Origin of the sequence: Streptomyces sp. JW3 (genome assembly GCF_052216785.1) — a bacterium.
GTDB lineage: Bacteria > Actinomycetota > Actinomycetes > Streptomycetales > Streptomycetaceae > Streptomyces.
Map to the genome: position 1 here is coordinate 1 of NZ_JBQOUX010000051.1, position 24,299 is coordinate 24,299.

The 24,299-nt window shown below is 70.6% G+C and carries 18 protein-coding genes; 8 read left to right on the forward strand and 10 right to left on the reverse strand.

The window, feature by feature from the left end; translation table 11 throughout:
- Nucleotides 1-40: 40 nt before the first annotated feature.
- A complete protein-coding gene (locus tag ACTT8P_RS21075; protein WP_442833278.1) occupies nt 41-874 on the reverse strand; it encodes a D-alanyl-D-alanine carboxypeptidase family protein in 834 nt (277 codons plus the stop codon).
- A 267-nt stretch (nt 875-1,141) separates the two neighbouring features.
- Between ACTT8P_RS21075 and ACTT8P_RS21080 the strand changes: the two genes are divergently transcribed.
- On the forward strand, nt 1,142-1,792 hold the full coding sequence (locus tag ACTT8P_RS21080) for a GntR family transcriptional regulator (protein WP_442833239.1): 651 nt from the start codon (nt 1,142-1,144) through the stop codon (nt 1,790-1,792).
- Nucleotides 1,789-3,090, forward strand: a complete 1,302-nt coding sequence (locus ACTT8P_RS21085) for an MFS transporter (protein WP_442833240.1) — start codon at nt 1,789-1,791, stop codon at nt 3,088-3,090. The genes ACTT8P_RS21080 and ACTT8P_RS21085 overlap by 4 nt, the downstream gene beginning before the upstream one ends.
- Nucleotides 3,091-3,158: 68 nt before the next feature.
- Here the strand turns inward: ACTT8P_RS21085 and ACTT8P_RS21090 are convergent, their stop codons facing one another.
- The 5 genes from ACTT8P_RS21090 to ACTT8P_RS21110 all read right to left on the reverse strand — a co-directional run bounded on the left by ACTT8P_RS21090 (nt 3,159) and on the right by ACTT8P_RS21110 (nt 8,390).
- Nucleotides 3,159-3,983 carry a maleylpyruvate isomerase family mycothiol-dependent enzyme gene (locus tag ACTT8P_RS21090; protein WP_442833241.1) on the reverse strand — a complete coding sequence of 275 codons (825 nt, stop codon included), beginning with the start codon at nt 3,981-3,983 and terminating at the stop codon, nt 3,159-3,161.
- Between the two features lie 245 nt (nt 3,984-4,228).
- Nucleotides 4,229-4,747 carry an LURP-one-related/scramblase family protein gene (locus tag ACTT8P_RS21095; protein WP_442833242.1) on the reverse strand — a complete coding sequence of 173 codons (519 nt, stop codon included), beginning with the start codon at nt 4,745-4,747 and terminating at the stop codon, nt 4,229-4,231.
- Nucleotides 4,748-4,836: 89 nt separating this feature from the next.
- Nucleotides 4,837-5,082 carry a DUF6458 family protein gene (locus ACTT8P_RS21100; RefSeq protein WP_215167808.1) on the reverse strand — a complete coding sequence of 82 codons (246 nt, stop codon included), beginning with the start codon at nt 5,080-5,082 and terminating at the stop codon, nt 4,837-4,839.
- 99 nt (nt 5,083-5,181) lie between these two features.
- The gene (locus tag ACTT8P_RS21105; protein WP_442833243.1) at nt 5,182-6,492 is read right to left on the reverse strand and encodes a M18 family aminopeptidase; all 1,311 of its coding nucleotides are present in this window, start codon (nt 6,490-6,492) and stop codon (nt 5,182-5,184) included.
- A gap of 71 nt (nt 6,493-6,563) precedes the next feature.
- On the reverse strand, nt 6,564-8,390 hold the full coding sequence (locus ACTT8P_RS21110; protein WP_442833244.1) for an acyl-CoA dehydrogenase: 1,827 nt from the start codon (nt 8,388-8,390) through the stop codon (nt 6,564-6,566).
- A 308-nt stretch (nt 8,391-8,698) separates the two neighbouring features.
- Here ACTT8P_RS21110 and ACTT8P_RS21115 point away from each other — a divergent pair, with 308 nt between their 5' ends.
- The 4 genes from ACTT8P_RS21115 (at nt 8,699) to ACTT8P_RS21130 (ending at nt 12,676) form a co-directional block, all read left to right on the forward strand.
- The gene (locus ACTT8P_RS21115; protein WP_442833245.1) at nt 8,699-9,910 is read left to right on the forward strand and encodes an RNA-guided endonuclease InsQ/TnpB family protein; all 1,212 of its coding nucleotides are present in this window, start codon (nt 8,699-8,701) and stop codon (nt 9,908-9,910) included.
- Nucleotides 9,911-9,968: 58 nt separating this feature from the next.
- On the forward strand, nt 9,969-10,433 hold the full coding sequence (locus ACTT8P_RS21120; RefSeq protein ID WP_361158600.1) for an SseB family protein: 465 nt from the start codon (nt 9,969-9,971) through the stop codon (nt 10,431-10,433).
- Between the two features lie 126 nt (nt 10,434-10,559).
- Entirely contained in the window at nt 10,560-11,552 is a 993-nt protein-coding gene (locus ACTT8P_RS21125; protein WP_442833246.1) for a pirin family protein, read from the forward strand.
- A 65-nt stretch (nt 11,553-11,617) separates the two neighbouring features.
- Nucleotides 11,618-12,676: an AI-2E family transporter gene (locus tag ACTT8P_RS21130; protein WP_442833247.1), complete on the forward strand. Its 1,059-nt coding sequence runs from the start codon at nt 11,618-11,620 to the stop codon at nt 12,674-12,676.
- Here ACTT8P_RS21130 and ACTT8P_RS21135 read toward each other — a convergent pair.
- The gene (locus ACTT8P_RS21135) at nt 12,634-14,793 is read right to left on the reverse strand and encodes an ATP-binding SpoIIE family protein phosphatase (protein WP_442833248.1); all 2,160 of its coding nucleotides are present in this window, start codon (nt 14,791-14,793) and stop codon (nt 12,634-12,636) included. The genes ACTT8P_RS21130 and ACTT8P_RS21135 overlap by 43 nt on opposite strands.
- 158 nt (nt 14,794-14,951) lie before the next feature.
- Here ACTT8P_RS21135 and aspS point away from each other — a divergent pair, with 158 nt between their 5' ends.
- Nucleotides 14,952-16,715, forward strand: a complete 1,764-nt coding sequence (gene aspS / locus ACTT8P_RS21140; protein WP_442833249.1) for an aspartate--tRNA ligase — start codon at nt 14,952-14,954, stop codon at nt 16,713-16,715.
- Nucleotides 16,716-16,847: 132 nt separating this feature from the next.
- Here the strand turns inward: aspS and ACTT8P_RS21145 are convergent, their stop codons facing one another.
- The 3 genes from ACTT8P_RS21145 to ACTT8P_RS21155 form a co-directional block, all read right to left on the reverse strand.
- Nucleotides 16,848-18,368, reverse strand: a complete 1,521-nt coding sequence (locus ACTT8P_RS21145; RefSeq protein WP_442833250.1) for a polysaccharide pyruvyl transferase family protein — start codon at nt 18,366-18,368, stop codon at nt 16,848-16,850.
- A 219-nt stretch (nt 18,369-18,587) separates the two neighbouring features.
- Complete coding sequence (metG, locus tag ACTT8P_RS21150) at nt 18,588-20,312, reverse strand: methionine--tRNA ligase (RefSeq protein WP_442833251.1); 1,725 nt, start codon at nt 20,310-20,312, stop codon at nt 18,588-18,590.
- 130 nt (nt 20,313-20,442) lie between these two features.
- On the reverse strand, nt 20,443-21,939 hold the full coding sequence (locus ACTT8P_RS21155) for a VWA domain-containing protein (protein WP_442833252.1): 1,497 nt from the start codon (nt 21,937-21,939) through the stop codon (nt 20,443-20,445).
- A 278-nt stretch (nt 21,940-22,217) separates the two neighbouring features.
- Between ACTT8P_RS21155 and ACTT8P_RS21160 the strand changes: the two genes are divergently transcribed.
- The gene (locus tag ACTT8P_RS21160; protein ID WP_442833253.1) at nt 22,218-24,296 is read left to right on the forward strand and encodes a PhoX family protein; all 2,079 of its coding nucleotides are present in this window, start codon (nt 22,218-22,220) and stop codon (nt 24,294-24,296) included.
- Nucleotides 24,297-24,299 lie beyond the last annotated feature (3 nt).

Genomic DNA, 24,299 nt, shown 5'->3' on the forward strand with positions numbered 1-24,299 from the left:
CGCCGGCGGTGGACCCCCTCGCGCGACTCGTGGCCCGACGTCAGCTGATCTTGGCGTAGCCGTAGTTGACGAGCTTCTTCACGTCCGAGGTGCGGTTGGCCGCCGAGGACGAGGTGAGCACCGCGCCGACCACCGACTCACCGTTCTTGGTGGCGGCGAACACCAGGCAGTACTTGGCGGAGGAGCCGGAGCCGGTCTTCACGCCCAGCGTGCCGTTCCAGCCCAGCAGGGTGTTGGTGTTCGACCAGGTCGCCATGGTGCGGGTGGAGCCGCTCTTGGTGACGGTCTTCGCCTTGTACGACTTGGCCTTCACCACGGTCTTGAACGTGGAGCTCTTCATCGCGCTGCGGGCGAGCTTGGTCAGGTCGCGCGGCGTGGAGTAGTTGGACCCATTGCTGATGCCGTCGAACGAGTCGAAGTGCGTCTTGGTCATGCCCAGGCTCTTGGCCGTGGAGTTCATCTTGGCGATGAAGTTCTTGGTGCGGGCCGAGACGGTCGAGCCGGAGCCGAACTTGTCGGCCAGCGCCATCGCGGCGTCGCAGCCGGACGGCAGCATCATCCCGTAGAGGAGCTGGCGGACGGTGACCTTGTCGCCGACGATCAGCCGGGCCGACGAGGCGCCCTTGGAGACGATGTAGTCGCTGTACGCCTTCTTGATGGTGACCTTGGCGTCCAGGTTCAGGTTCTTCTGCCCGAGCACCACCTTGGCGGTCATGATCTTTGTGGTGGAGGCGGTCAGCCGCTTGGTGTCGGCGGACTTGCTGTAGAGCGTCTTGCCGGAGGCGCTGTTCATCAGGAACCCGCCCTTGGCGGTGATGCTCGGCGTCGTGACGGCCTGGGCCGGCGCCGCGGTGAGGACACCGGTCGCCAGCATGGTGCCGCTCGTCACGACGACGGCGACGGCCCTGCGGAGGCGAAAGCCCTGATTGACGGTTTTCACGTAAGGTACCCCGATTGTCTGGAATTCACCGGCGGTGCGGCCGAGTTGAGGTCAGTTCATCATCTGAACAGCATGAGGCCGCGTCCAGGTTCCGACTCATGAGAAGGGCGAATGGTTGCCCTGTGAATTCCTGTGCGAGAAGGGGCGTCCGCATCGCGGACGGTTCCTTTCATGCGTCCCTGTTGTATCTATCCTGTGGGCATGACCATGGCCGTGAAACAACCTCCCGCCGCCGACCGCGTGTACGCGCACGTCAAGCAGGGCGTCCTGGACCGCCGCTACGAGGGCGGCACCCTGCTCACCGAGGGCGAACTGGCCGAGGCCGTCGGGGTCTCCCGCACCCCGGTGCGCGAGGCGCTGCTGCGCCTCGAGGTGGAGGGGCTGATCCGGCTCTACCCGAAGAAGGGCGCCCTCGTCCTCCCGGTCTCCGCGCAGGAGATCGCGGACGTGGTGGAGACCCGGCTGCTGGTCGAGGAACACGCGGCCCGCAAGGCCGTACCCGCCTCGCCCTCCCTGCTGGACCGGCTGGCGGAACTCCTCGACGAGCACCGGGAGCGCGCCGCGGCCGGTGACTACGCCGCCGCGGCCGTCGCCGACCGCTGCTTCCACGCCGAGATCGTGCGCAGCGGCGGCAACGAGATCCTGTCCCGCCTCTACGACCAACTCCGCGACCGCCAGCTGCGGATGGGCGTCGCGGTGATGCACTCGCACCCCGACCGGATCGCCAAGACCATCGTCGAGCACCAGGAGATCCTGGACGCGCTGCGCGCGGGCGACACCGAGGCGGCCGTCGGCGTCGTCGGCCGGCACGTCGGCTGGGTCTCCCACCTGGCCCGGGGTGAGGTCCGATGAGCAGCGCCGGCACCACGCTGCCCGGCGATCCCCCGGGCGGCCGGCGGGCGATCGCCGTCTGGGGCGTCGGCGTCGCCGTGTACTTCGTCGCCGTCATCTTCCGCACGTCGCTCGGGGTGGCCGGCCTGGACGCCGTCGAACGCTTCGACGTGGGCGCCTCCGCGCTGTCCACCTTCTCCATCCTCCAACTGCTGGTCTACGCCGGCATGCAGATACCCGTCGGCCTGCTGGTGGACCGGCTCGGCACCAAGAAGGTGCTGGGCATCGGCGTCGTGCTGTTCACGCTCGGCCAGCTCGGCTTCGCCTTCTCCCCCTCGTACGGCACCGCGCTCGCCTCCCGGGCGCTGCTCGGCTGCGGCGACGCGCTGACCTTCATCAGCGTGCTGCGCCTGGGCACCCGCTGGTTCCCGGCCCGGCGCGGCCCGCTGGTCGCCCAGTTGGCCGGTCTGGTCGGCATGGCCGGCAACCTGGTCTCCACCCTGGTCATCGCCCGGCTGCTGCACGGCATCGGCTGGACGGCGGCGTTCGCCGGCAGCGCGGTGGCGGGCGTGGTGGTCCTGGTCCTGCTGCTGCTCTTCCTGAAGGACCACCCCGAGGGCCACGAGCCGGCGCCGTTCCCGCACCAGGGGGCGGCTTACGTACGGCGGCAGATCGCCGCGTCCTGGCGGGAGCCGGGGACCCGGCTGGGCATGTGGGTGCACTTCACCACGCAGTTCCCGGGGATGGTCTTCACTCTGCTGTGGGGCCTGCCGTTCCTGGTCGAGGCGCAGGGGATGTCCCGGGCGACGGCGGGCGAGTTCCTCACCCTCGTCGTGCTGTCCAACATGGTGATCGGCCTGGTCTACGGGCAGGTCGTCGCCCGGCACCACGGGGCGCGGCTGCCGCTGGCGCTGACCACCGTGGCGGCCACGGCGGCCGCGTGGGCGGCGACGCTGGCCTACCCGGCCGAGCACGCGCCGACGTGGCTGCTGGTGCTGCTGTGCGTGGTGCTGGGGGCCTGCGGCCCGGCCTCGATGATCGGCTTCGACTTCTCGCGTCCCGCCAATCCGCCGGAGCGGCAGGGCACCGCGTCCGGGATCACCAACATGGGCGGTTTCATCGCCTCGATGACGACGCTGCTGGCGATCGGGGTGCTGCTGGACGCGACGGGAGACGACTACGCGGTGGCGTTCTCGGCGGTGTTCGTACTTCAGGTGCTCGGGGTCAGCCAGATACTGCGGTTGCGCAGGCGGGCGGCGCGGCGGGAGCGGGAGCGGTTGGTGGCCAGTCGGGTGTCTTCCGTGCACGTGCCGGTGTAGGCGCCCGGCGTCCGTGCGGAGCCCGTCCGGGGGCTGCCGCCCCCGGACGGGCTGGCAAGTACCGCCTCTTACCTGGTCACCGTGAAGTGCCGCAGGATCGCCGTCGTCAGTTCCGGGTCGCCCTCCGCCTTCACCCGGTCGGTCACCGCCTCCGGCGTGGTGCGGCCGCAGGCCAGGCGGACGTACGTCTCCCAGTCCAGGGTCAGGGTGGCGGCCGGGCCCAGCGCGGGGGCCGTCTCCAGGGTGCCGCGGCCCTGGATGTCCACCCGGATCGTGCGCAGGAACTCGATCGGGCCGTGCACGTCGAAGACCACCGCCGAGCTGCGCGGCGCGTCCGCGTCCTCGGCGACGATCCGCGGCAGCTCGCCGAGCAGCACGTCACGGGCGACGTGCGCGCCGGGGGAGTCGAGGTCGCCGGGGCGGCCGAGGGCGGCGCGCAGGTCCTGCTCGTGCACCCACACGTCGAAGGCGTGCCGGCGCATCGACTCCTCCAGGGTCAGCTCGGTGCCGAGCGGGGCCCGCACCTTGGCGCCCGGGTCGCGGGACTCGTTGCGCAGCTGCCGGTTGCGCCGGATGATCATGTACTCCAGCTCGGCCGTCATCTCCGGCGCCGTGTGGTGCCGGCGGACGTCGACCTGCATCTCCATGTAGCGCTGGTGGTCGTTGGTGACGTGGAACAGGTCGCGCGGCAGCGTGTGGATGGGGCGCGGGTCGCCGAGCATCTCCGAGTCCAGGCCGATGACATGGGAGACGACATCGCGCACGGACCAGCCGGGGCACGGCGTACGGCGGTTCCACTCGGCTTCCACGAGCGGCTGCACCAGCTCGGATATCGCTTCGATGGAGTGAGTCCAGGCGTCGGCGTAGGGCTGGAGGGTGGGATGCAGACTCACGGAACGGGACCCCTCGGCGGTCGGTACAGGGTGGGCGGGCGGCGGGCTGCGGGCGTCTTGGGAGGCTAAGTTACGCTGCTGTGCGGTACCCCGGCAGTGCTTTCGTGTGACGATCGTAGGCCCGTGTTGACCGCGCGGATGCCAGGGCCGTGGTACAGCCCCGGGCGCGACGCCCCTTCCGCCGTCCGCCCGCTCCCTTTTCCCGCTCCCTTCTCCCTCTCCCGCTCCCTCTCCCGCTCCTGTCCCTATTCCTGCTCCTGCTCCTTCTCCTGTTCCTTCTCCCGTTCCTTCTCCGCCAGGTGGATCACGCACACCGTCAGGGCGATCAGCAGTGCCGGATCGGCGTCCTCGTGGACGACGTCCAGGCCGTAGGTGTCCCGGACGGTCAGCCAGCGGCGGGAGACGACGGCCAGCAGGTCGCCGTCGTACTCGATGGCGAACTCCCGGTCGAGGATCTTGCCGCTGACGTCGAGTTCGTTGCCGTCGGCGAGGGCGACCCGGTAGTGGTTGCGCAGCAGGGAGAGGCGCTTGCGCCGGATGGTGGCCAGCGGTTCGCCGGCCCGCTCGATCACCATCGTGTCGCGCAGCGCGAACATCTTCTGGTGGATGTCGATCAGGACCCGGCCCTGGGTGTCCTTCAGCTCCCAGGTGTCCCGCAGCCGCATCGCCTTGCCGTCGACGAGGAAGACCTTGGCGCCGCGGTCGTCCTCGATCCAGTAGTCGTCACCGAAGCCGAGCAGCCGGTCGTACACGAGGAATCTCATGCCGGGATCGCTTCCCCGTCGCCCGGCCCGTGACGCCGGCGCTGGGCCGACGGGCTGACGCCCGGACGGCGGGCCGACGCCCGGGACGGTCAGGCGCCGTAGCCGTTGTTGTAGCCGTCGCGCGAGTGGGGCCGTTCCTCGACGACCGGAGTCGTCGGCGGCATCACGACGCGCCGCCTGCGGGCGATGCTGCTGAAGGTCGCGACGCCGATCAGGCCGACGATCATGAAGATGACGCCGACCAGGTCCAGATTGACGCCCTGCATGTCCCAGTCGGTCGCGAACGTGAGGATGGCTCCCACGGCGATGAGGATGATGCATCCGCCGAGGCCCATGGTGTTGCCTCCCTAGAGATCCGGTCGGTTCCGGTCCTTCCGGGCGATCCGGTTCCGTTCGGTTACCCCGGGAGGCAACAGCCATGCGGTGCCCCGTACTTACTTGTCGCCACCCAGGAACGCCACCAGCGCGTTCGCCAGCAGGTGCGGGTCGTCCGCGCCGCACAGTTCCCGGGCGCTGTGCATCGACAGGATCGCGGTGCCGATGTCCACGGTGCGGATGCCGTGCCGGGCGGCGGTGATCGGGCCGATGGTGGTGCCGCACGGCATGGAGTTGTTGGAGACGAAGGACTGGAAGGGCACGCCGGCCCGTTCGCAGGCGGCGGCGAAGACCGCGCGGCCCGAACCGTCGGTGGCGTAGCGGTTGTTGACGTTGACCTTGAGGATGGGGCCGCCGTTGACCCGCGGGTGGTGCGTCGGGTCGTGCCGCTCCGCGTAGTTGGGGTGCACGGCGTGGCCGGTGTCGGAGGACAGACAGACGGTGCCGGCGAAGGCCCGGGCCCGGTCCTCGAACGTACCGCCGCGCGCCAGCACCGAGCGTTCCAGCACGGTGCCGAGCAGCGGCCCGTCCGCGCCGGTGTCCGACTGCGAGCCGGTCTCCTCGTGGTCGAAGGCGGCCAGCGCCGGGATGTACGACAGTCCCGTGCCGTTCGCGTGGGTCGCGGCGGCGGCCAGCGCGGCCACCCCGGCGTGCACGGAGAGCAGGTTGTCCATCCGCGGGCCGGCCACCAGCTCCCGGTCGCGGCCCAGGTAGGCCGGGGCCTCGACCGAGTGGGTCATCAGGTCCCAGCCGGTGACCGAACCGGCGTCCAGCCCCGCCTCCTCCTCCAGGAACGCGATCAGGTCGCCGTCGCGGACGGTGTCGGCGAGGCCCCAGACCGGCTGGAGGTGGCGCTGCTTGTCCAGCTTGAGGCCGTCCGCGGTGACGTTGCGGTCCAGGTGGATGGCGAGCTGGGGGACGCGCAGCAGGGGCCGGTCGACGTTCACCAGGCGGGTGCTGCCGTCGCGCAGGGTGAGCCGGCCGGCCAGGCCCAGGTCGCGGTCGAGCCAGGAGTTCAGCAGCGGGCCGCCGTAGATCTCCACGGCGACCTGGCGCCAGCCGTGCGCCCCGGTGTCGGGGCGGGGCTTGACGCGCAGGTTGGGGGAGTCGGTGTGGGCGCCGACGATGCGGAAGGGGGTGTGCGGCTCGGCCCCCTCGGGGACGTACCAGGCGATGATCGCGCCGCCGCGCAGCACGTACTTTCCGCCGCTCGTCGCGTCCCAGGCGTCCGTCTCCGCGACCTGCCTGAAGCCTGCCTTCTCCAGCCGCTGGGCGGCGTTCGCCACGGCGTGGTACGGCGTCGGGGACGCCGCGAGGAAGGACATCAGGTCATCGGTGTGGCCGCGGTCGAAGCGGGATGGTTCGCTCATGGGGCCACTGTAACTACGGGCGCGGGCCCGCCCCCCGCCGTGCCGGGAGCGGGCCCATCGCTACGCGGGGCTCAGAACGCGGCCTCGTCCAGCTCCATCAGGTCCAGCTCGACGCCCTGGGCGACCTTGCGGGCCAGGGTGACGCCGGGCAGCACGTTCGCGGCGAAGAACTTCGCGGCGGCGATCTTGCCGGTGTAGAAGGACTTGTCCTTGGCGGAGGCGGTCGGCAGCTTCTCGGCGGCGATCGCGGCGCCCTTGAGCAGCAGGTAGCCGACGACCACGTCACCGGAGGCGAGCAGCAGGCGGGTGGTGTTGAGCCCGACCTTGTAGATGTTCTTGACGTCGCTCTCGGTGGCGGCGAGGTCGGTGAGCATCAGGCCGACGAGGGACTCCAGCTCGACGGCGGCCTTGGCCAGGTGCTCGCGGGCACCGGCCAGTTCGTCGCCGCCGGTGGCCGGCGCGAGGAACTTCTTGATGTCCTCGGCCAGCGAGTTCAGCGCGGCGCCCTGGTTGCGGACGATCTTCCGGAAGAAGTAGTCCTGGCCCTGGATCGCGGTGGTGCCCTCGTAGAGAGTGTCGATCTTGGCGTCGCGGATGTACTGCTCGACCGGGTACTCCTGGAGGAACCCGGAGCCGCCGAAGGTCTGGAGCGACTGGGCGAGCTGCTCGTACGCCTTCTCCGAGCCGTAGCCCTTGACGATCGGCAGCAGCAGGTCGTTGAGGGCGTGGTCGGCGGTGGAGTCCTCGCCGTTCGCCTCCTTGACCTGGATGGTGTCCTGCACGGAGGCGGTGTACATCACCAGGGCGCGCATGCCCTCGGCGTACGCCTTCTGCGTCATCAGCGAGCGGCGGACGTCCGGGTGGTGGGTGATGGTGACCTTGGGCGCCGTCTTGTCCATGAAGTTGGCCAGGTCGGGGCCCTGGACGCGCTCCTTGGCGTACTCCAGCGCGTTGAGGTAGCCGGTGGAGAGGGTGGAGATGGCCTTCGTGCCGACCATCATGCGGGCGAACTCGATGATGCGGAACATCTGCCGGATGCCGTCGTGCTTGTCGCCGATCAGCCAGCCCTTGGCGGGGTGGCGGTCGCCGAAGGTCATCTCGCAGGTGTTGGAGACCTTCAGGCCCATCTTGTGCTCGACGTTGGTGGCGTAGGCGCCGTTGCGCGCGCCCAGTTCGCCGGTCTCCGGGTCGAACTCGTACTTCGGCACCAGGAAGAGGGACAGGCCCTTGGTGCCCGGACCGGCGCCCTCCGGCCGGGCGAGGACGTAGTGGAGGATGTTCTCCGACATGTCGTGCTCGCCGGACGTGATGAAGCGCTTGACGCCCTCGATGTGCCAGGAGCCGTCCGGCTGCTGGACCGCCCTGGTGCGGCCGGCGCCGACGTCGGAGCCGGCGTCCGGCTCGGTGAGCACCATGGTGGAGCCCCACTGCCGGTCCACGGCGATCTTCGCGATCTTCTTCTGGACCTCGTTGCCCTCGTCGAAGAGGATGCCGGCGAAGGCCGGGCCGGAGGAGTACATCCACACGGCCGGGTTGGCGCCGAGCACCAGCTCCGCGTAGGCCCAGATCAGGGAGCGCGGCGCGGTGGTGCCGCCGATCTCCTCGGGCAGGCCGAGCCGCCAGTACTCGGAGTCCATGAAGGCCTGGTAGCTCTTCTTGAAGGACGCCGGGACGGGCGCGGTGTTCGTCTCGGGGTCGAAGACCGGCGGGTTGCGGTCGGCGTCCTCGAAGCTGGCGGCCAGCTCGTTCTCGGAGAGCCGGGTCAGCTCCGCGAGGACGCTCTTGGCGGTCTCGACGTCCATCTCCTCGAACGGGCCGAAGCCGTACACCTTGTCGCGGCCCAGCACCTCGAAGAGGTTGAACTCGATGTCGCGGAGATTCGATTTGTAGTGCCCCATGGCGACGGCTCCCTAGATCCCTAGAGGGACGGCGAGGCACTGACTCCTCGCGCTCTCGTACACGTACCAACTAGTAGCTACGATGATGCTACCCGTCGGTAATAAGCCGCAACCCCGGCCGCTCCATCTGTGACTCTTCACCTATTTCTTGAGGAGGCGCCGTGAGGTCTGGAGGAGGCCGCATGGTCGAGGGGGGCGAACGCGTGTGCCGGTGGTCACTGATCGTGGTGACGGCCTGAGGATCGAGGGCGTATGTGCCGCTGTCGTACGTATGGTCCTTTGGAGGGGTGACGAGGGGGATGGGAAGTATGTCGGCGGCTGCGGGTTCAGGACATGCCCGGTACACGTATCGGCTGCGGGTGCCGTCCACTGCCCGTACCGCGCTGATGGCGGAGTGGGACCGCTGTCGCTGGGTGTGGAACGAGTGTGTCGCCAAGTCCCGGGCCGTGCACCGGCACAACCAGGCCACCGGGGCGAAGGCCACATGCGGTCCGGCGCGATTGGACCGGATGCTGACCGAGGCGCGGGCCCGTACACCGTGGCTGCGGGCGGGCTCGTCGGTGGTCCAGCAGCAGACCGTCCGTGACTTCGGCCGCTCCCGAGCCAAGGCGCAGAAGGACATCACAGGGCGGCTGCCCGTGGCGCGCCGGGCCGGGATGCCGACGTGGAAGACCAAGCGCGACGCCCTGCCCACCCTCAACTACACCAGGCGCGGGTTCCGGCTGACGGACGGCCGACTGCATCTGGCGGGCGGCATCGCCGTAACGGTGGTGTGGTCACGTGACCTGCCCGCCGCGCCGTCCTCGGTCCGCGTGTACCAAGACAGCCTCGGTCACTGGTACGCGAGTTTCGTCGTCTCCGCCACCGTCGAACCCCTGCCACGGACCGGCCGGGTACTCGGCGTGGACTGGGGAGTGCGGGAGACCGCGACCACTACCTCCGACGCGCACGACCTGCCGAATCCTGGGCACGGCATGAAGGCGCGGGCCAGGCTTGCCCGGTACGACCGGATGATGGCCCGTCGACGGCCGATGAAGGGCCGGGCCGCGTCAAAGGGTTACCGCGAGGCGAGGAAGCTGCGGGCGAAGGCATACCGGAAGGTCGCGCGGCAGCGGCAGGACACTGGCCGTAAATGGGCCAAAAAAGTGGTCCGTGACCACGACGCCATCGCCGTCGAGGATTTCCGGCCGCGCTTCCTCGCCAGATCCACCATGGCCCGCAAGGCCGCCGACGCCGCCATCGGCGCCACCAAGGCGGCTCTGGTCGAGATGGGCCGCAAACACAGGCGGGACATCCGTCTGGTCCACCCCGCGCACACCACGATGGACTGCGCGCAGTGCGGTGCGAGAGCCAAGCACCCCCTGCCGCTGGGTGTACGCACCTACACCTGCACCGCCTGCGGACATACATCCCCCAGGGACAAGAACTCCGCACGCGTCATGCTCCTCCGGGCTGGTCTCAACCCGGCTGGTGTCGAGGGCACAAGACCTTCCGGAGCGCCGCTCCGGAAGGCGGCCTGAACCAGAAATCCCCTTCCCTTGCTCAGGGAGGGGAGGATTCAATCGCTACTCTTGCGGCATGTACGGCTACGACCAGACCGCGGGCCAGCAGCAGTACGCGCCGCCCCAGCAGCCGATGTCCGGCGGATACGGGCAGCAGCAGCCGCCGCTGTACCCGGAGCCGTCGCCGCCCTCGCTCGCGGACGCCGTGCGGGCCTTCACCACCGGGCAGCTGGCCGCCGAGGACTTCCAGCAGGTCTTCGCGACCTCGAAGGTGTACTGCCCGCGCGGCGACAACCCCGGCTTCCTCGCCCTGCACAACACCCAGCAGCCGGTGATCCCGATGTTCACCACGCTCAAGGAGCTGCGCCGGTACGCGGGCAAGGAATCCAAGTACTTCGTGATCACCGGCGCCGAGGTGCTGGACCTGCTGCCGACCGGGTACGGGTTCGTCCTCGACATGGAGGGCGAGCACCGGATGGTGTTCGACGCCAAGGCCGTCGAACAGATGGTCGATTTTGCGATGCGCCGCATGTACGGCTGATCCTGCCCGCGCGGACGTATGACGGTGGAGCCCGGAGGGAATGCCCTCCGGGCTTCCGTGGTTCTGGGGTAGCAAGAAGTTCAACGCTCAACTAAAGTGGGTCGTACGCCGCCCAAGGAGGTCGACATGCCTGCCGTGACCGTCGAGAACCCGCTGTTGCTCCCCCGCGTGACCGCGCCCGCCGACGCGGTGGCCCGTCCCGTGCTCACCGTGACCACCGCGCCCAGCGGTTTCGAGGGCGAGGGCTTCCCGGTGCGCCGCGCGTTCGCCGGGATCAACTACCGCCACCTCGACCCGTTCATCATGATGGACCAGATGGGTGAGGTGGAGTACGCGCCCGGGGAGCCGAAGGGCACCCCCTGGCACCCGCACCGCGGCTTCGAGACCGTCACCTACATCATCGACGGGATCTTCGACCACCAGGACAGCCACGGCGGTGGCGGCACCATCACCAACGGCGACACCCAGTGGATGACGGCGGGCAGCGGACTGCTGCACATCGAGGCGCCGCCGGAGTCGCTGGTGATGTCCGGCGGGCTGTTCCACGGGCTCCAGCTGTGGGTGAACCTGCCGGCCAAGGACAAGATGATGGCCCCCAAGTACCAGGACATCCGGGGCGGCACCGTGGCCCTGCTGACCTCCCCGGACGGAGGCGCGCTGGTCCGGGTCATCGCCGGGGAGCTGGACGGCCACCAGGGCCCGGGATCGACCTTCACGCCGATCACGATGATCCACGCGACCCTCGCGCCCGGCGCCGAGCTGACCCTGCCCTGGCGCGAGGACTTCAACGGCCTCGCGTACGTGCTCGCCGGGCGCGGCTCGGTCGGGGCCGAGCGGCGGCCGGTGCACACCGGGCAGGCGGCCGTCTTCGGGGCGGGCGGCTCGCTGACCGTGCGGGCCGACGAGAAGCAGGACGGGAGCACCCCCGACCTGGAGGTCGTGCTGCTCGGCGGGCAGCCGATCCGGGAGCCGATGGTGCACTACGGGCCGTTCGTCATGAACACCCGCGACGAGCTCCAGCAGGCGTTCGAGGACTTCCAGAAGGGGCGGCTCGGCAGCGTCCCGGCGGTGCATGGCATGACGGAGGCCGGGGCCGGAGAGCTGACCACCGGCGGCTGACACCGCGTCACCCGGGCGGGCCGTTCCGGGAGGACGGCCCGCCCGGTGCGTGATCGGCTGGGGGCGTGCTGTTGCTCCCCGTGCCCGTGCGCCGGTTCGCCTCCTGGTGCGTCGTCATCCTGCTGGCCGCCGGCGTCGTCTACGTGGGCATCCGGATCTGCGTCGAGTTCCGGACCACCGTGACGCCGGTGCTGCTCGCGCTGCTCGGTACCGCGCTGCTGCGCCCGCTGTACCGGTGGCTGGTCGCGGTCCATGTGCAGCGGTCGCTGGCCGCGCTGCTCACCTGCGTCGCCGTGCTGGCCGTGGTCGGCGGCGCCGTCTACATCGTGGTCGCCGCCCTGGTCGACAGCGGCGACCAGATCGTCGACTCGCTGCGCACCTCCGCCCAGGACCTCGCCGACCACCTCGGCGCGGCCGGCACCTCGCTGGACGACCTCGCCGCCAATGGGCGGAAACTGCTCGGCAAGTTCGGCGGGACGGCGGCCTCCGGGGTGATCAGCGGCGTGAGTGTGGTGGGCGAGATGATCGCCATGGCGGTCCTCGCCCTGCTCCTGGTCTTCTTCTTCCTGCGCGACTCCGACCGGGCCGTCGGCACGGTGCGGGCGCTGGTGCCGCACAGCGGCGCCGACATGACCGAGGCGATGGCCCGGCGGGCCTTCGAGGCGGTCGAGGGGTTCATGCGGGGCACCACGCTGATCGCGCTGATCGACGCCGTCTGCATCACGGTCGGGCTGCTCGTGCTGGGGGTGCCGGGCGCGTTCGGGCTCGGCGCGCTGGTGCTCGTCGGGGCCTACATCCCCTACCTCGGGGCGTTCCTCTCGGGAGCGGCGGCGGTGCTGGTGGCGCTGGCCGACCGGGGGTTCGTCATCGCGCTGTGGGCGCTGGGCGTGGTGGTGGCCGTGCAGCTGCTGGAGGGGCATGTGCTCCAGCCGGTGATCCAGAGCCGGACCGTGCACATGCACCCGGTGGTGGTGCTGCTCGCGCTGACCGCGGGCGCCTCGGTCGCGGGCATCGTCGGGATGCTCCTCGCGGTGCCGCTGACCGCCGCCGGGTTCGGGATCGTCCGGGAGTTGCAGCACCGCTACACGGACACGGCGAGCTCCGGCCCCGGGGAGCCCTCGTAGAGGTCGAACCAGATGCTCTTGCCCTCGCCGCGCGGGGCGACGCCCCACTCGTCGGCGAGCATCTCGATCAGCATCAGGCCGCGTCCGGAGGACGCCATCTCGCCCGGGGTGCGCTTGTGCGGCAGTTCCTGGCCGGTGTCGGTGACCTCGACCCGGATGCGGCGTTCGCCCGGGGCGCCGGTGACCTCGGCGACCACCAGCGCGTCGGCGTCGGTGTGCACCAGGACGTTGGTCAGCGTCTCGGAGAGCAGCAGCACCGCCGAGTCCTTTTGGTCCTCGCTGGGCCAGTCGTGCAGCAGGTCGCGCAGATGCCGGCGCGCGGTGCCGATCCGCTCCGGCTCGGCCTGCGCGACCGTCAGCATGGTGCGGCGGCCCGGCGGACGGGGGCGGGCCGGGTCGCCGCGGTCACCGGCCTCGTCGCCCCGGCGGAGCAGCAGCAGGGCGATGTCGTCCTCGCGGCGGTCGGCCAGCGGACCGGTGGTGTGGTGGGAGGAGGGCCCGTGCACGGCCTGGACCATCGCGTCGGCCAGTTCCTCCGGGTCGCCGACCGGCAGATCCTTCAGTCCGGCGCTCAGCCGCAGCCAGCCCGACTCCAGGTCGTGGCCGCCGGTCTCCAGCACGCCGTCGGTGATCAGCATCAGCGTCTCACCGGGCGCCAGGCTGAGCCGGGTGGTGGGGTAGTCGCAGTCCGGGTCGATGCCCAGCGGCAGCCCGCCGGCCGTGGCCCGGATCAGCACCGTGCCGTCCGTCATCCGCACCGCCGGGTCCAGATGGCCGGCGCGGGCCGCCTCCACGGTGCCGGTGGCGGGGTCGACCTCGACGTAGAGGCAGGTCGCGAAGCGGAAGTCGCCGGGGTCCTCGGCGGCCCGGGTGAGGCCGTGGAAGAAGCGGGAGGCGCGGGAGAGCACCGCGTCGGGGCGGTGGCCCTCGGAGGCGTAGGCGCGCAGCGCGATGCGCAACTGGCCCATCAGCCCGGCGGCCCGTACGTCATGGCCCTGTACGTCGCCGATGACCAGGGCGAGCCGGTCGCCCCCGGAGGGGGTGCCGCCGGGCAGCGGGATCACGTCGTACCAGTCGCCGCCCACCTGGAGTCCGCCGCCGGTCGGGACGTAGCGGGCGGCGATCCGCACGCCCGGGATCTCCGGGCCGACCGCGGGCAGCATGGAGCGCTGGAGGCCGTCGGTCAGCTCCCGCGTGGTCTCGTCGGCGCTCGCCCGGGACAGCGCCTGCGCCATCATCCGGGCCACCGTGGTCAGCACCGACCGCTCGTCCGGGGTGAACGCGACCGGGTAGGAGAACGCGGCCATCCAGGCGCCCATCGTGCGGCCCGCCACGGTCAGCGGCAGGAACGCCCAGGAACGGCGGCGGTAGCGCTTGGCGAGCGGCCAGGTCAGCGGGTAGCGGGCGGCGTACTCCTCGGGGGAGGAGAGGTAGACGGCCCGGCCGGTGCGGACCACCTCGGCGGCCGGGTAGTCGGTCTCCAGCCCCATCCGCGCGAACGGGCTGTCCTGGTGCTCCGGCTCGGTGCGGTGGCCGATGATGGCCAGCTCGTCGCCCTGGACGCCGAAGACCGCCAGGCCGTCCGGTGAGAACCCCGGCATCGACAGGCCCGCCGCGACCCGCAGCACCTCCTCGGTCGACCGTGCCTCGGCCAGCGCCCGGCCCGCGTCCAGCAGGAACGCCTCCCGGGAGCGGCGCCAGTCGCCGGTGACCGCGCTGCGTCCGGCGGCGGTGCCCGGCGCCGGTTCGGTGACCTCCTGGAGGGTGCCGATCAGGCGGTACGCCTGGGCCTCGGGGTCGAAGGAGGGCTTGGAGCGGCTGCGGACCACCCGGACGACCCGGCCCTGCTCGTCCATGATCCGGATGCGCACCTCGGCGACCGTGCCCTCGGTGGCGGCGAGCCGGACGACGCCGGTGATCTCGTTCCAGTCGACCGGGTGCAGCCGGGACCGTACCTGGGCCTGGTGCAGGCTGGCGCCGCGGGCGGGCAGCCCGAGCAGCCGGGCCGCCTCGGCGTCGACCGTGACGAACTCGGTGGCCGTGTCCCAGTGCCACAGACCGGTCGCGAGGGCGGCCAGGACGTCCCCCACGGCGGGCAGGGGCTCACCAGTGCGCATTGCTCCACTGTATGGAGTGGTGATCGGGGGCTGCCACCGGTCACGGCCGTGGCAATGGGGAGGAAGCGGGGAGCGGGTGCCCGGTACGCTGGGGTTGTTTCACGTGAAACGCGAATGTGAAACGCCATCCCCGATCAGCGAAGACTGGATGAACGACGATGCATCGGTACAGGTCCCACACCTGCGGCGAGCTCCGCGCCTCTGACGTCGGCAGCGACGTCCGGCTGAGCGGCTGGCTGCACAATCGGCGCGACCTGGGCGGCATCCTCTTCATCGATCTGCGCGATCACCACGGCATCACCCAGCTCGTCGCCCGTCCGGGTACGGACGCCTACCAGGCGCTGGACCGGCTGACCAAGGAGTCGACCGTCCGGGTCGACGGCAAGGTCGTCTCGCGCGGTGCCGAGAACATCAACCCCGACCTGCCCACCGGCGAGGTCGAGGTCGAGGTCGGCGAGGTGGAGCTGCTCGGCGCCGCCCAGCCGCTGCCGTTCACCATCAACACCGAGGACGGGGTGAACGAGGAGCGGCGGCTGGAGTACCGCTTCCTGGATCTGCGCCGCGAGCGCATGCACCGCAACATCATGCTGCGCACGTCGGTGATCTCCGCGATCCGCAGCAAGATGGTGGCGCTCGGCTTCAACGAGATGGCGACGCCGATCCTGACCGCCACCTCCCCCGAGGGCGCCCGCGACTTCGTGGTCCCCTCCCGGCTGCACGCGGGCCGCTTCTACGCGCTGCCGCAGGCTCCGCAGCAGTTCAAGCAGCTGCTGATGATCTCGGGCTTCGACCGGTACTTCCAGATCGCGCCCTGCTTCCGCGACGAGGACGCCCGCGCGGACCGCTCGCCGGGCGAGTTCTACCAGCTCGACGTCGAGATGAGCTTCGTCGAGCAGGAGGACGTCTTCCAGCCGATCGAGAAGCTGATGACGGAACTCTTCACGGAGTTCGGCGGCGGCCGCGAGGTGACGTCCCCGTTCCCGCGCATCCCGTTCCGCGAGGCGATGCTCAAGTACGGCTCCGACAAGCCGGACCTGCGCGCCAAGCTGGAGCTGGTCGACCTCACCGACGTCTTCGCGGGCTCGGAGTTCAAGGCGTTCGCCGGCAAGCACGTGCGCGCGCTGCCGGTGCCGGACGTCTCCGGTCAGCCGCGCAAGTTCTTCGACCAGCTCGGCGACTACGCGGTCGCCCAGGGCGCCAGGGGCCTGGCCTGGGTGCGGGTGGCCGAGGACGGCTCGCTGACCGGCCCGATCGCGAAGTTCCTGACCGAGGAGAACGTCGCGGAGCTGACCAAGCGGCTGTCGCTGGCCGCCGGGCACGCGGTGTTCTTCGGCGCGGGCGAGTTCGACGAGGTCTCCAAGATCATGGGCGCGGTGCGGGTCGAGGCCGCCAAGCGGGCCGGGCAGTTCGAGGAGAACGTCTTCCGGTTCTGCTGGATCGTCGACTTCCCGATGTACGAGAAGGACGAGGAGACGGGGAAGATCGACTTCTCCCACAACCCGTTCTCGATGCCGCAGGGCGGTATGGCGGCCCTGGAGTCCCAGGACCCGCTGGACATCCTGGCCTGGCAGTACGACATCGTCTGCAACGGCGTGGAGCTGTCCTCCGGCGCGATCCGCAACCACGAGCCCGACATCATGCTGAAGGCGTTCGAGATCGCCGGCTACGACGCGGAGACCGTCGAGCGGGAGTTCGCCGGCATGCTGCGCGCGCTGCGCTTCGGCGCCCCGCCGCACGGTGGCATCGCCCCCGGCGTCGACCGCATCGTGATGCTGCTGGCGGACGAGCCCAACATCCGCGAGACCATCGCCTTCCCGCTCAACGGCAACGCCCAGGACCTGATGATGGGCGCGCCGACCGAGCTGGACGAGTCCCGGCTGAGGGAGCTGCACCTGTCGGTGCGGGGGCCGCAGCCGAAGTAGGCGCCGGTACGACGGAGGGGCCCGGGACGGTGCGACCGTCCCGGGCCCCTTCGGTGTGCTTGGCGTGGGCTCGGTGTGGGCTCGGTGTGGGCTCGGCGTGGGCTCGGCGTGTGTCGGTGTTCCCGCCGCGGATCAGCTCTTGTCGGAGCCGCTGGAGCCGCTGGAGCCGCCGGACAGCTTGCGGGTGCGGCGGCGCAGGGCCGGGCCGAGGCGGACCAGGAGGCGCTTGTCGATGCCGGTGACCCTGCGGTCGACGGCGGTCAGCGCCTTGCGGGTGGCGGCCAGTTCCTTGGCGAGGGCGTCCAGCTTCGCCGTCGTCTCGGCGGCGCGCTTCTCGGCCCCCGCGAGCTTGGCGCGCAGCTCCTTGTTCTCCTTGGCCTGCTTGCGGGCCTGCTCCCGGGTCTTCTCACCGGCCGCCGTGAGCTGCTCGCGCAGCCGGCTGAAGCGGTAGCGCAGCTGCCCGTCGTCCGAGCCGTCCCACACCGGCATCGAGGCGGGCAGCTCCAGCTCGGCCATGCGGGCGTCGAAGGCGGCACCGCCGTCACCGTGCGTATAGGTGTTCTTGAGGCCGTTGCGGTCCAGGAAGGCGACGATCCGCTGGAAGCGCTCGCCGTGGCCCTTGAGCATCGCCGAGAAGTCGGCGCTCTCGTACAGGTCGCGCGGGTCGGTGTCGGCGGGCAGGCCGGCGAGCTGGCGGTGCGGGATGTCGAAGTACCGGCACAGCTCCAGGGTGCGCGAGTCGTGGGTGAGGACGACGCTCGGGGTGCCCGCCAGCAGGGCTGCGACGTTGCCGTGGATGCGGGTGCCGTAGGCGAAGTCGTAGCCGCCCAGTTCCTTGATCCAGGTGGCCGGGTCCAGGGGCATCCGGACCTTGTTCTCCTGGAGGAGCGGGTGGCTGAGCTGGAGCGGGAAGGGGTCGGTGTACCCGGACTCGGGGCTGGTGTCGCCCCACAGCAGCAGCTCGGCGTCGACGGTGTTCTGCGCGTAGTACGTGAGGTGGGGGTAGTTCTCGTGGGCGTGGCGGGCGATGCCGGAGATGTCGCCGACGGGTATCGCGTTGGGCGACAGGTTGAGCGCGATGCGGGAGTCGGCGGTCAGCTCGGCGGGGCGGATCTCGGGGAAGGTGTCGCCGTACAGGAACATCGACGGGCAGCCGATGATGTCGAGGTCCCGGAAGCCGAGGGCGTTCAGGTAGTCGGCGGTCAGTTCGCCGCGGACGCCGATGGAGGCGGAGCGCTCCAGGACGGCGGTGGCGAAGCGCTTGACCGACGCCTCCATCGGACCGAGCCAGTCGGTGTCGTAGTCGTCGGGAGCCTGGGCGCCGACGCCGAAGACCACCACCGGGATGGTGAGCTGCTCGATCAGGGTGGAGAGGCGGTCCAGCGACGCCTGGAAGGTGGGCCGGAAGGCGTTGGCGAGCGGCACGACGAAGACGTCGTACTGCTCGTTGATCTCGGCGGCCCGCTCGGGCGAGGAGTTGGTGCGGATGCCGTTGGAGACGACCTCGGTGTCCGGTGCGGACAGCATCTTGTGCGCGGAGTCGCTGAAGATGAGGTTGCCGGTGTTGGTGCCGATCAGGTCCTGGTGGATGAATTCGGCCGGGCTCGCCACGTGGAACGGGCTCTTGCCGGATCGGATGAGGATGCGCTTCACGACGGTCCCTCGGTACGCGGTGCGGATTCAGCTGCGTACCGGTCGGCGATGACCGCGACGCACACCCGCGCGACGGATAGGCGTTCGAGTGCCGTGCGGGTGAGCAAACTTTATACGTCCGGCAAATAGACCGTGAAGCCTTGGTGACGCGGTGGGCGTCGTGGGCGTCACCAAGGCTTCACGGTCAGGGGAAGAGGAGGGGCGGCCGGGGGCGGGAGGTTACGCGGGGGCGCCGCCGAAGCGCTCCTTGTAGGACTCCAGGTCCTCGTCGGTGATCTTGGCGAAGAGGACCGGGGGGACCGTGAAGGGGATGCCGGCGGCGAGGGTGGTGAGGGTGCGGGCCTCGTCCGGGGTGACCCAGGTCGCGGTGGAGTCGGGGAGGGTGAAGGCCGCGCGCATGGCCTTCGCCGACGCCGGGATGAAGGGCTCGGAGACCACCGCGTAGAGGTGGATCAGGTTCATCGCCGTGCGCAGTGTGAGGGCCGCGCCGTCCTTGTCGGTCTTGATCTCCAGCCAGGGGGCCTTCTCCTCCAGGTAGGAGTTGCCGGCCGACCACAGGGCGCGCAGGGCGGCGGCCGCCTTGCGGAACTGGAGGGCTTCCATCTGGGTCTCGTACTCGGCGAGGAGTTCGGCGATCTGCGCGCCCAGCTTCGCTTCGGCTTCGCCCGGCTCGCCGCCTGCCGGGACCTCGTCGCCGAAGCGCTTCCTGGAGAAGGACAGGACGCGGTTGACGAAGTTGCCCAGGGTGTCGGCGAGGTCCTTGTTGACCGTCGCGGTGAAGTGCTCCCAGGTGAAGGAGGTGTCGTCGGACTCCGGGGCGTTGGCGATCAGGAAGTAGCGCCAGTAGTCGGCGGGCAGGATGTCCAGGGCCTGGTCGGTGAAGACACCGCGGCGCTGGGAGGTGGAGAACTTGCCGCCGTAGTACGTCAGCCAGTTGAACGCCTTCAGGTAGTCGACCTTCTTCCACGGCTCGCGGACGCCCATCTCGGTGGCCGGGAACATCACGCTGTGGAAGGGGACGTTGTCCTTCGCCATGAACTCGGTGTAGCGGACGTCGTCGGCGCCGTCCGGGCCGTACCACCAGGAGCGCCAGTCGCGGTTCTCGTCGGGGGCGGCGTCCGCCCACTCCTTCGTCGCGCCGATGTACTCGATCGGGGCGTCGAACCAGACGTAGAAGACCTTGCCCTCGGCGGCCAGCTCCGGCCAGGTGTCGGCCGGGACCGGGACGCCCCAGTCCAGGTCACGGGTGATCGCGCGGTCGTGCAGGCCCTCGGTCAGCCACTTGCGGGCGATGGAGGAGGCGAGCTGCGGCCACTCGCCGGCGGTCTCGTCGATCCACGCCTCGACCTCGTGCTGGAGCTTGGACTGGAGGAGGAACAGGTGCTTGGTCTCGCGCACCTCCAGGTCCGTGGAGCCGGAGATCGCCGAGCGCGGGTCGATCAGGTCGGTGGGGTCCAGTACGCGGGTGCAGTTCTCGCACTGGTCGCCGCGGGCCTTGTCGTAGCCGCAGTGCGGGCAGGTGCCCTCGACGTAGCGGTCCGGGAGGAAACGGCCGTCGGCGGGCGAGTAGACCTGGCGGATCGCCCGCTCCTCGATGAAACCGTTCTCGTTGAGGCGGCGCGCGAAGTGCTGGGTCAGCTCCGCGTTCTGCGCCGAGGAACTGCGGCCGAAGTGGTCGAAGGCGAGGGCGAAGCCGTCGTAGATCGCCTTCTGGGCGTCGTGCGCCTGCGCGCAGAACGTGTCCACCGGGACGCCCTGGGCCTTGGCGGCCAGCTCGGCGGGGGTGCCGTGCTCGTCGGTCCCGCAGACGTAGAGGACGTCGTGGCCGCGCTGGCGCAGGTAGCGGGCGTAGACGTCGGCCGGGAGCATGGACCCCACCATGTTGCCCAGGTGCTTGATCCCGTTGATGTACGGAAGGGCGCTGGTGATGAGGTGTCGAGCCATCGGGGGGCTGCTCCCAGGTCGTGGCGTTTACGTAGACGAACCTTGAAATCGTAGCCGACATGGGTGGGCCGCCCGCCTCCCGTTAAACCGGGGGGGAGGGGGCGGCCGGGGGTGGTGCGGGGAGGGCTTTTCAGGGGCGCCAGGTGGCCAGTACGCCCTCGTACAGTTCCTTGTCCGTCAGTTCCAGGGGGTTCTGGCCGGCCAGGAAGTACGAGGTGTTGCCGGTCTTGAGCTTGCGGAGGTAGTCGAACGCCTTGTTCTCCGGGTCACCGAAGGCGACGAAGGAGAAGAAGACGGCGGGGTGGGACGCGGCGGCCGCGGTGAGGGCCTGGGTGGCGGGGGTCTTCGCGTCGGGGGCGCCGTCCGTCTGGAAGATCACCAGGGCGGGGGCGGTGGGGTCGGCCGACTTGTCGTGGAGGGCGAGGACCTCGGCGACGGCGGCGTGGTAGCTGGTGCGGCCCATGCGGCCCAGCTCCGCGTGGGTGGTGTCGATCTTGTTCTCGTGGTCGGAGAGGGTGAGGGTGGTCGTTCCGTCGATCTCCGTGGAGAAGAAGACGACCGGGACCGTGGGGTCGGGGTCGACGTGCGCGGCGAGGGCGAGGGTCTGGTCGGCGAGGGCCTGGGCGGAGCCGTCCTTGTAGTACGGGCGCATGCTCGCGGAGCGGTCCAGGACGAGGTAGACCTTGGCTCGGGTGCCGGTGAGGTCGTGCTTCTTGAGGGTGGTGGCGGCGGATTTGTGGGCGGGGAGGAGGGCGGGGAGGAGGGCGGGGGTGGTGGGTTTCTTGGCCTCGCCTTCGGCTTCGGCCTTGTTCGTTTTCCCACCCGCACCGCCCGTGCTGCTTTCGTCTTCGGGTGCGGGTGGCCCCTGTGGGGGTTCCTCGCCGGTGGCGGCTGCGGGTTCGGGGGTGGGGGTGGGGTCGGGGGTCGGTTCCGGGGTGGGTTCCGGGTCCGGTTCCGGGGTGGGGTCTGGTGTTGGGTCGGGCTGGAGGGGGGCGGGGGCCGACTCGGTCACCGGCTCGGGGTCGGGAGTGGAGGCGGAGACCGGCTTGGGGGCGTCGGAGACCGGTGCGGGCTCGGGGTCGGCTTCGGAGGCCGGCTTGGGCTCGGGGTCGGGCTCGGGGGTGGAGACCGGCTTGGGGGCGTCGGAGACCGGTGCGGGCTCAGGGTCGGCTTCGGAGGCCGGCTTGGGCTCGGGGTCGGGGTCGGGCTCGGGGGCGTCGGAGACCGGTGCGGGCTCAGGGTCGGCTTCGGAGGTCGGCTCGGGGGTGGGGTCCGGTTCGGAGGCCGGCTCGGGGTCGGGTTCCCGGGGTGACTGGGTTGTTTCCGGGGAGTCGGACGGGGTCGGGGGTGTGACCTTGTCGAAGGCCGCGGTGACCAGTTCGTGTACGTCGGCGGACGGCTCGGCGGTGTCCTCGGTGGACGTGCGCGGCTCCGGGACCACCGGGTCGGGGTCGGGCTCGGGCTCGGGCCGGGACTGGGCCGGGACCCTCGGTTCCGCCGTGGGCTCCGCGGGAGCCGGCGTCGGTTCCGGCGACGGGGCCGTCTCCTGTGTGGCCTCCTCCGGCTGGGCGGACCGCGCTTTGCGTGAGCGGCCGAACGCGTTCCGCAGGAGAGTGAGAATGCCCATGTGCGCAACCCTTCGCATGAGTTGAAGCCCGTCAATCCCTGGCCAGGACGGACACGTAAGGTTAGCGGCCTCCGCTTCCGTTCCTGGCCAGGGTCTGGCACACGGACCGCGCCCGCGTCAAGAGCCGCTTCCGGCCGCCGCGCGGATGGCGCCGCGGTGGCGGTCAACTCCCGGACGATCGACGTGGGTTCACCCTCCGTTCACCCCGGCGCCCGGCTGCCGCACATATGTGCCCCTACGGTCACGCTGACACCAAGGGCATCCAAGGGGAGAGCAAAGTGCGCAAGCTGCTGCCGTTGATCGGAACACCGTCCGATTCCCACCCTGGCGGCCGTTCCGCCATGACGTGCCGTTTCCGGTGTGGTGACGCCTGCTTCCACGAGGTGCCCAACACCAGTGCCAACGCATACGTCGGTGATGTCATCGCCGGCGCGCTCAGCCGCCGCTCGATGATGCGGGCCGCCGCCGTGGTCACCGTCGCCGCGGCGGGCGCCGGCGCGGTCACCGTCGGGGGCGCCGGGCAGGCGCAGGCGGCGCCCGCGGCCGGGAAGGGGCATGGGCACCAGGAGAAACCGAAGGGGGCGCGGGGGCTGCGGTTCACGCCCGTGGCGCCCAACCTGGAGGACGCGGTCGTCGTACCGGACGGGTACCGGCAGAACGTCGTGATCCGCTGGGGCGAGCCCATCCTGCGCGGCGCGCCCGCCTTCGACCCGGACAACCAGACCGCGAAGGCCCAGGCCGGCCAGTTCGGGTACAACAACGACTTCCTCGCGCTGCTGCCGCTGGACGGGGAGCGGGGCCGGCAGCTGCTCGTGGCCAACCACGAGTACACCGACGAGGTGCTCATGTTCCGCGGCTACGACGCGGAAAACCCGACCCGGGACCAGGTCGAGGTCGCGTGGGCGGCGCACGGGCTGTCCGCCGTCGTGATGGAGGAGGACCGGCGGACCGGTGCGCTGACGCCCGTCCCCCGGCACCGGCTCAACCGCCGGGTCACCGCCACCACCGAGTTCCGGCTGACCGGCCCGGCCGCCGGGTCGGACCTGGTCAGGACCTCCGTCGACCGGACCGGCAAGAAGGTCCTCGGCACCCTCAACAACTGCTCCGGCGGCACCACCCCGTGGGGCACCACGCTGCACGGCGAGGAGAACTTCAACCAGTACTTCGCCAACAGCAGCCGGACCACCGACACCCGGTACGGCATCGGCACCGGCGCCACCGAGCGCAAGTGGGAGCGGTTCGACAAGCGGTTCGACGTCGCCCAGGAGCCCAACGAGGTGCACCGCTTCGGCTACGTCGTCGAGTTCGACCCGTACGACCCGGAGTCCACCCCGCGCAAGCACACGCTGCTCGGGCGGTTCAAGCACGAGGCGGCCACCGTGCGGCTGACCTCGGACGGCCGGCCCGTCGTCTACACCGGCGACGACGAGCGGTTCGACTACTTCTACAAGTTCGTCGGCAGCAAGCGGATGAAGAAGGGCTCGTCGCGGGCGGTGCGCGAGCACAACCTGTCGCTGCTCGACGAGGGGACGCTGTACGTCGCCAAGCTGACCGGGGACTCCCCGGCGATCGAGATCGACGGGACGGGGACGCTGCCGAGCGACGGCGAGTTCGACGGCAGCGGTGTCTGGATTCCGCTGGTCACCGCCGGCGAGGACGGTGCCGTCTCGCACGTCGAGGGGATGAGCGCCGAGGAGGTGTGCGTCTTCACCCGGCTCGCCGGTGACAAGGCCGGCGCCACCAAGATGGACCGGCCCGAGGACATCGAGCCGTCGCCGAAGACCGGCAAGGTGTACGTCGCCCTCACCAACAACACCAACCGGGGCGTCGGCTCCAACGCCAAGGCGGACGAGGCCAACCCGCGCAACGCCAACAAGCACGGGCACATCCTGGAGCTGACCGAGCACCGGAGCCGCGCGGACAGCCTGAAGTTCGGCTGGTCGCTGTTCCTGGTGGCCGGTGACCCGGAGGACTCCTCGACGTACTTCGCGGGCTTCCCCAAGGAGTCGGTCAGCCCGATCTCCTGCCCGGACAACGTGGCCTTCGACGACCACGGCAACCTGTGGATCTCCACCGACGGCAACGCGCTCGGCACCCACGACGGCCTGTTCGGCGTCGCGACGGCCGGGGAGCGGCGCGGTGAGCTGAAGCAGTTCCTGACCGTGCCGACCGGGGCCGAGACCTGCGGTCCGCTGGTGCAGGACCGGCGGGTCCTGGTCGCCGTGCAGCACCCGGGCGAGATCACCGGCGCCACGGTGGACAACCCGGCCAGCACCTGGCCGGACGGGCCCGGCAAGATCGTCCGTCCGGCGGTCGTGGCGGTGTGGCGCGCGGACGGCGCCGACATCGGCGTTTGATTC

Bases quoted from the DNA above. Each gene is read 5' to 3' on its own strand.
- aspS (WP_442833249.1), top strand. From the start codon at position 14,952: ATGCATCGGTACAGGTCCCACACCTGCGGCGAGCTCCGCGCCTCTGAC.
- ACTT8P_RS21155 (WP_442833252.1), bottom strand. From the start codon at position 21,939: ATGGGCATTCTCACTCTCCTGCGGAACGCGTTCGGCCGCTCACGCAAA.
- ACTT8P_RS21125 (WP_442833246.1), top strand. From the start codon at position 10,560: ATGCCTGCCGTGACCGTCGAGAACCCGCTGTTGCTCCCCCGCGTGACC.
- ACTT8P_RS21075 (WP_442833278.1), bottom strand. From the start codon at position 874: ATGCTGGCGACCGGTGTCCTCACCGCGGCGCCGGCCCAGGCCGTCACG.
- ACTT8P_RS21100 (WP_215167808.1), bottom strand. From the start codon at position 5,082: ATGGGCCTCGGCGGATGCATCATCCTCATCGCCGTGGGAGCCATCCTC.
- metG (WP_442833251.1), bottom strand. From the start codon at position 20,312: ATGGCTCGACACCTCATCACCAGCGCCCTTCCGTACATCAACGGGATC.
- ACTT8P_RS21120 (WP_361158600.1), top strand. From the start codon at position 9,969: ATGTACGGCTACGACCAGACCGCGGGCCAGCAGCAGTACGCGCCGCCC.
- ACTT8P_RS21135 (WP_442833248.1), bottom strand. From the start codon at position 14,793: ATGCGCACTGGTGAGCCCCTGCCCGCCGTGGGGGACGTCCTGGCCGCC.
- ACTT8P_RS21115 (WP_442833245.1), top strand. From the start codon at position 8,699: ATGTCGGCGGCTGCGGGTTCAGGACATGCCCGGTACACGTATCGGCTG.
- ACTT8P_RS21095 (WP_442833242.1), bottom strand. From the start codon at position 4,747: ATGAGATTCCTCGTGTACGACCGGCTGCTCGGCTTCGGTGACGACTAC.
- ACTT8P_RS21080 (WP_442833239.1), top strand. From the start codon at position 1,142: ATGACCATGGCCGTGAAACAACCTCCCGCCGCCGACCGCGTGTACGCG.
- ACTT8P_RS21110 (WP_442833244.1), bottom strand. From the start codon at position 8,390: ATGGGGCACTACAAATCGAATCTCCGCGACATCGAGTTCAACCTCTTC.
- ACTT8P_RS21085 (WP_442833240.1), top strand. From the start codon at position 1,789: ATGAGCAGCGCCGGCACCACGCTGCCCGGCGATCCCCCGGGCGGCCGG.
- ACTT8P_RS21105 (WP_442833243.1), bottom strand. From the start codon at position 6,492: ATGAGCGAACCATCCCGCTTCGACCGCGGCCACACCGATGACCTGATG.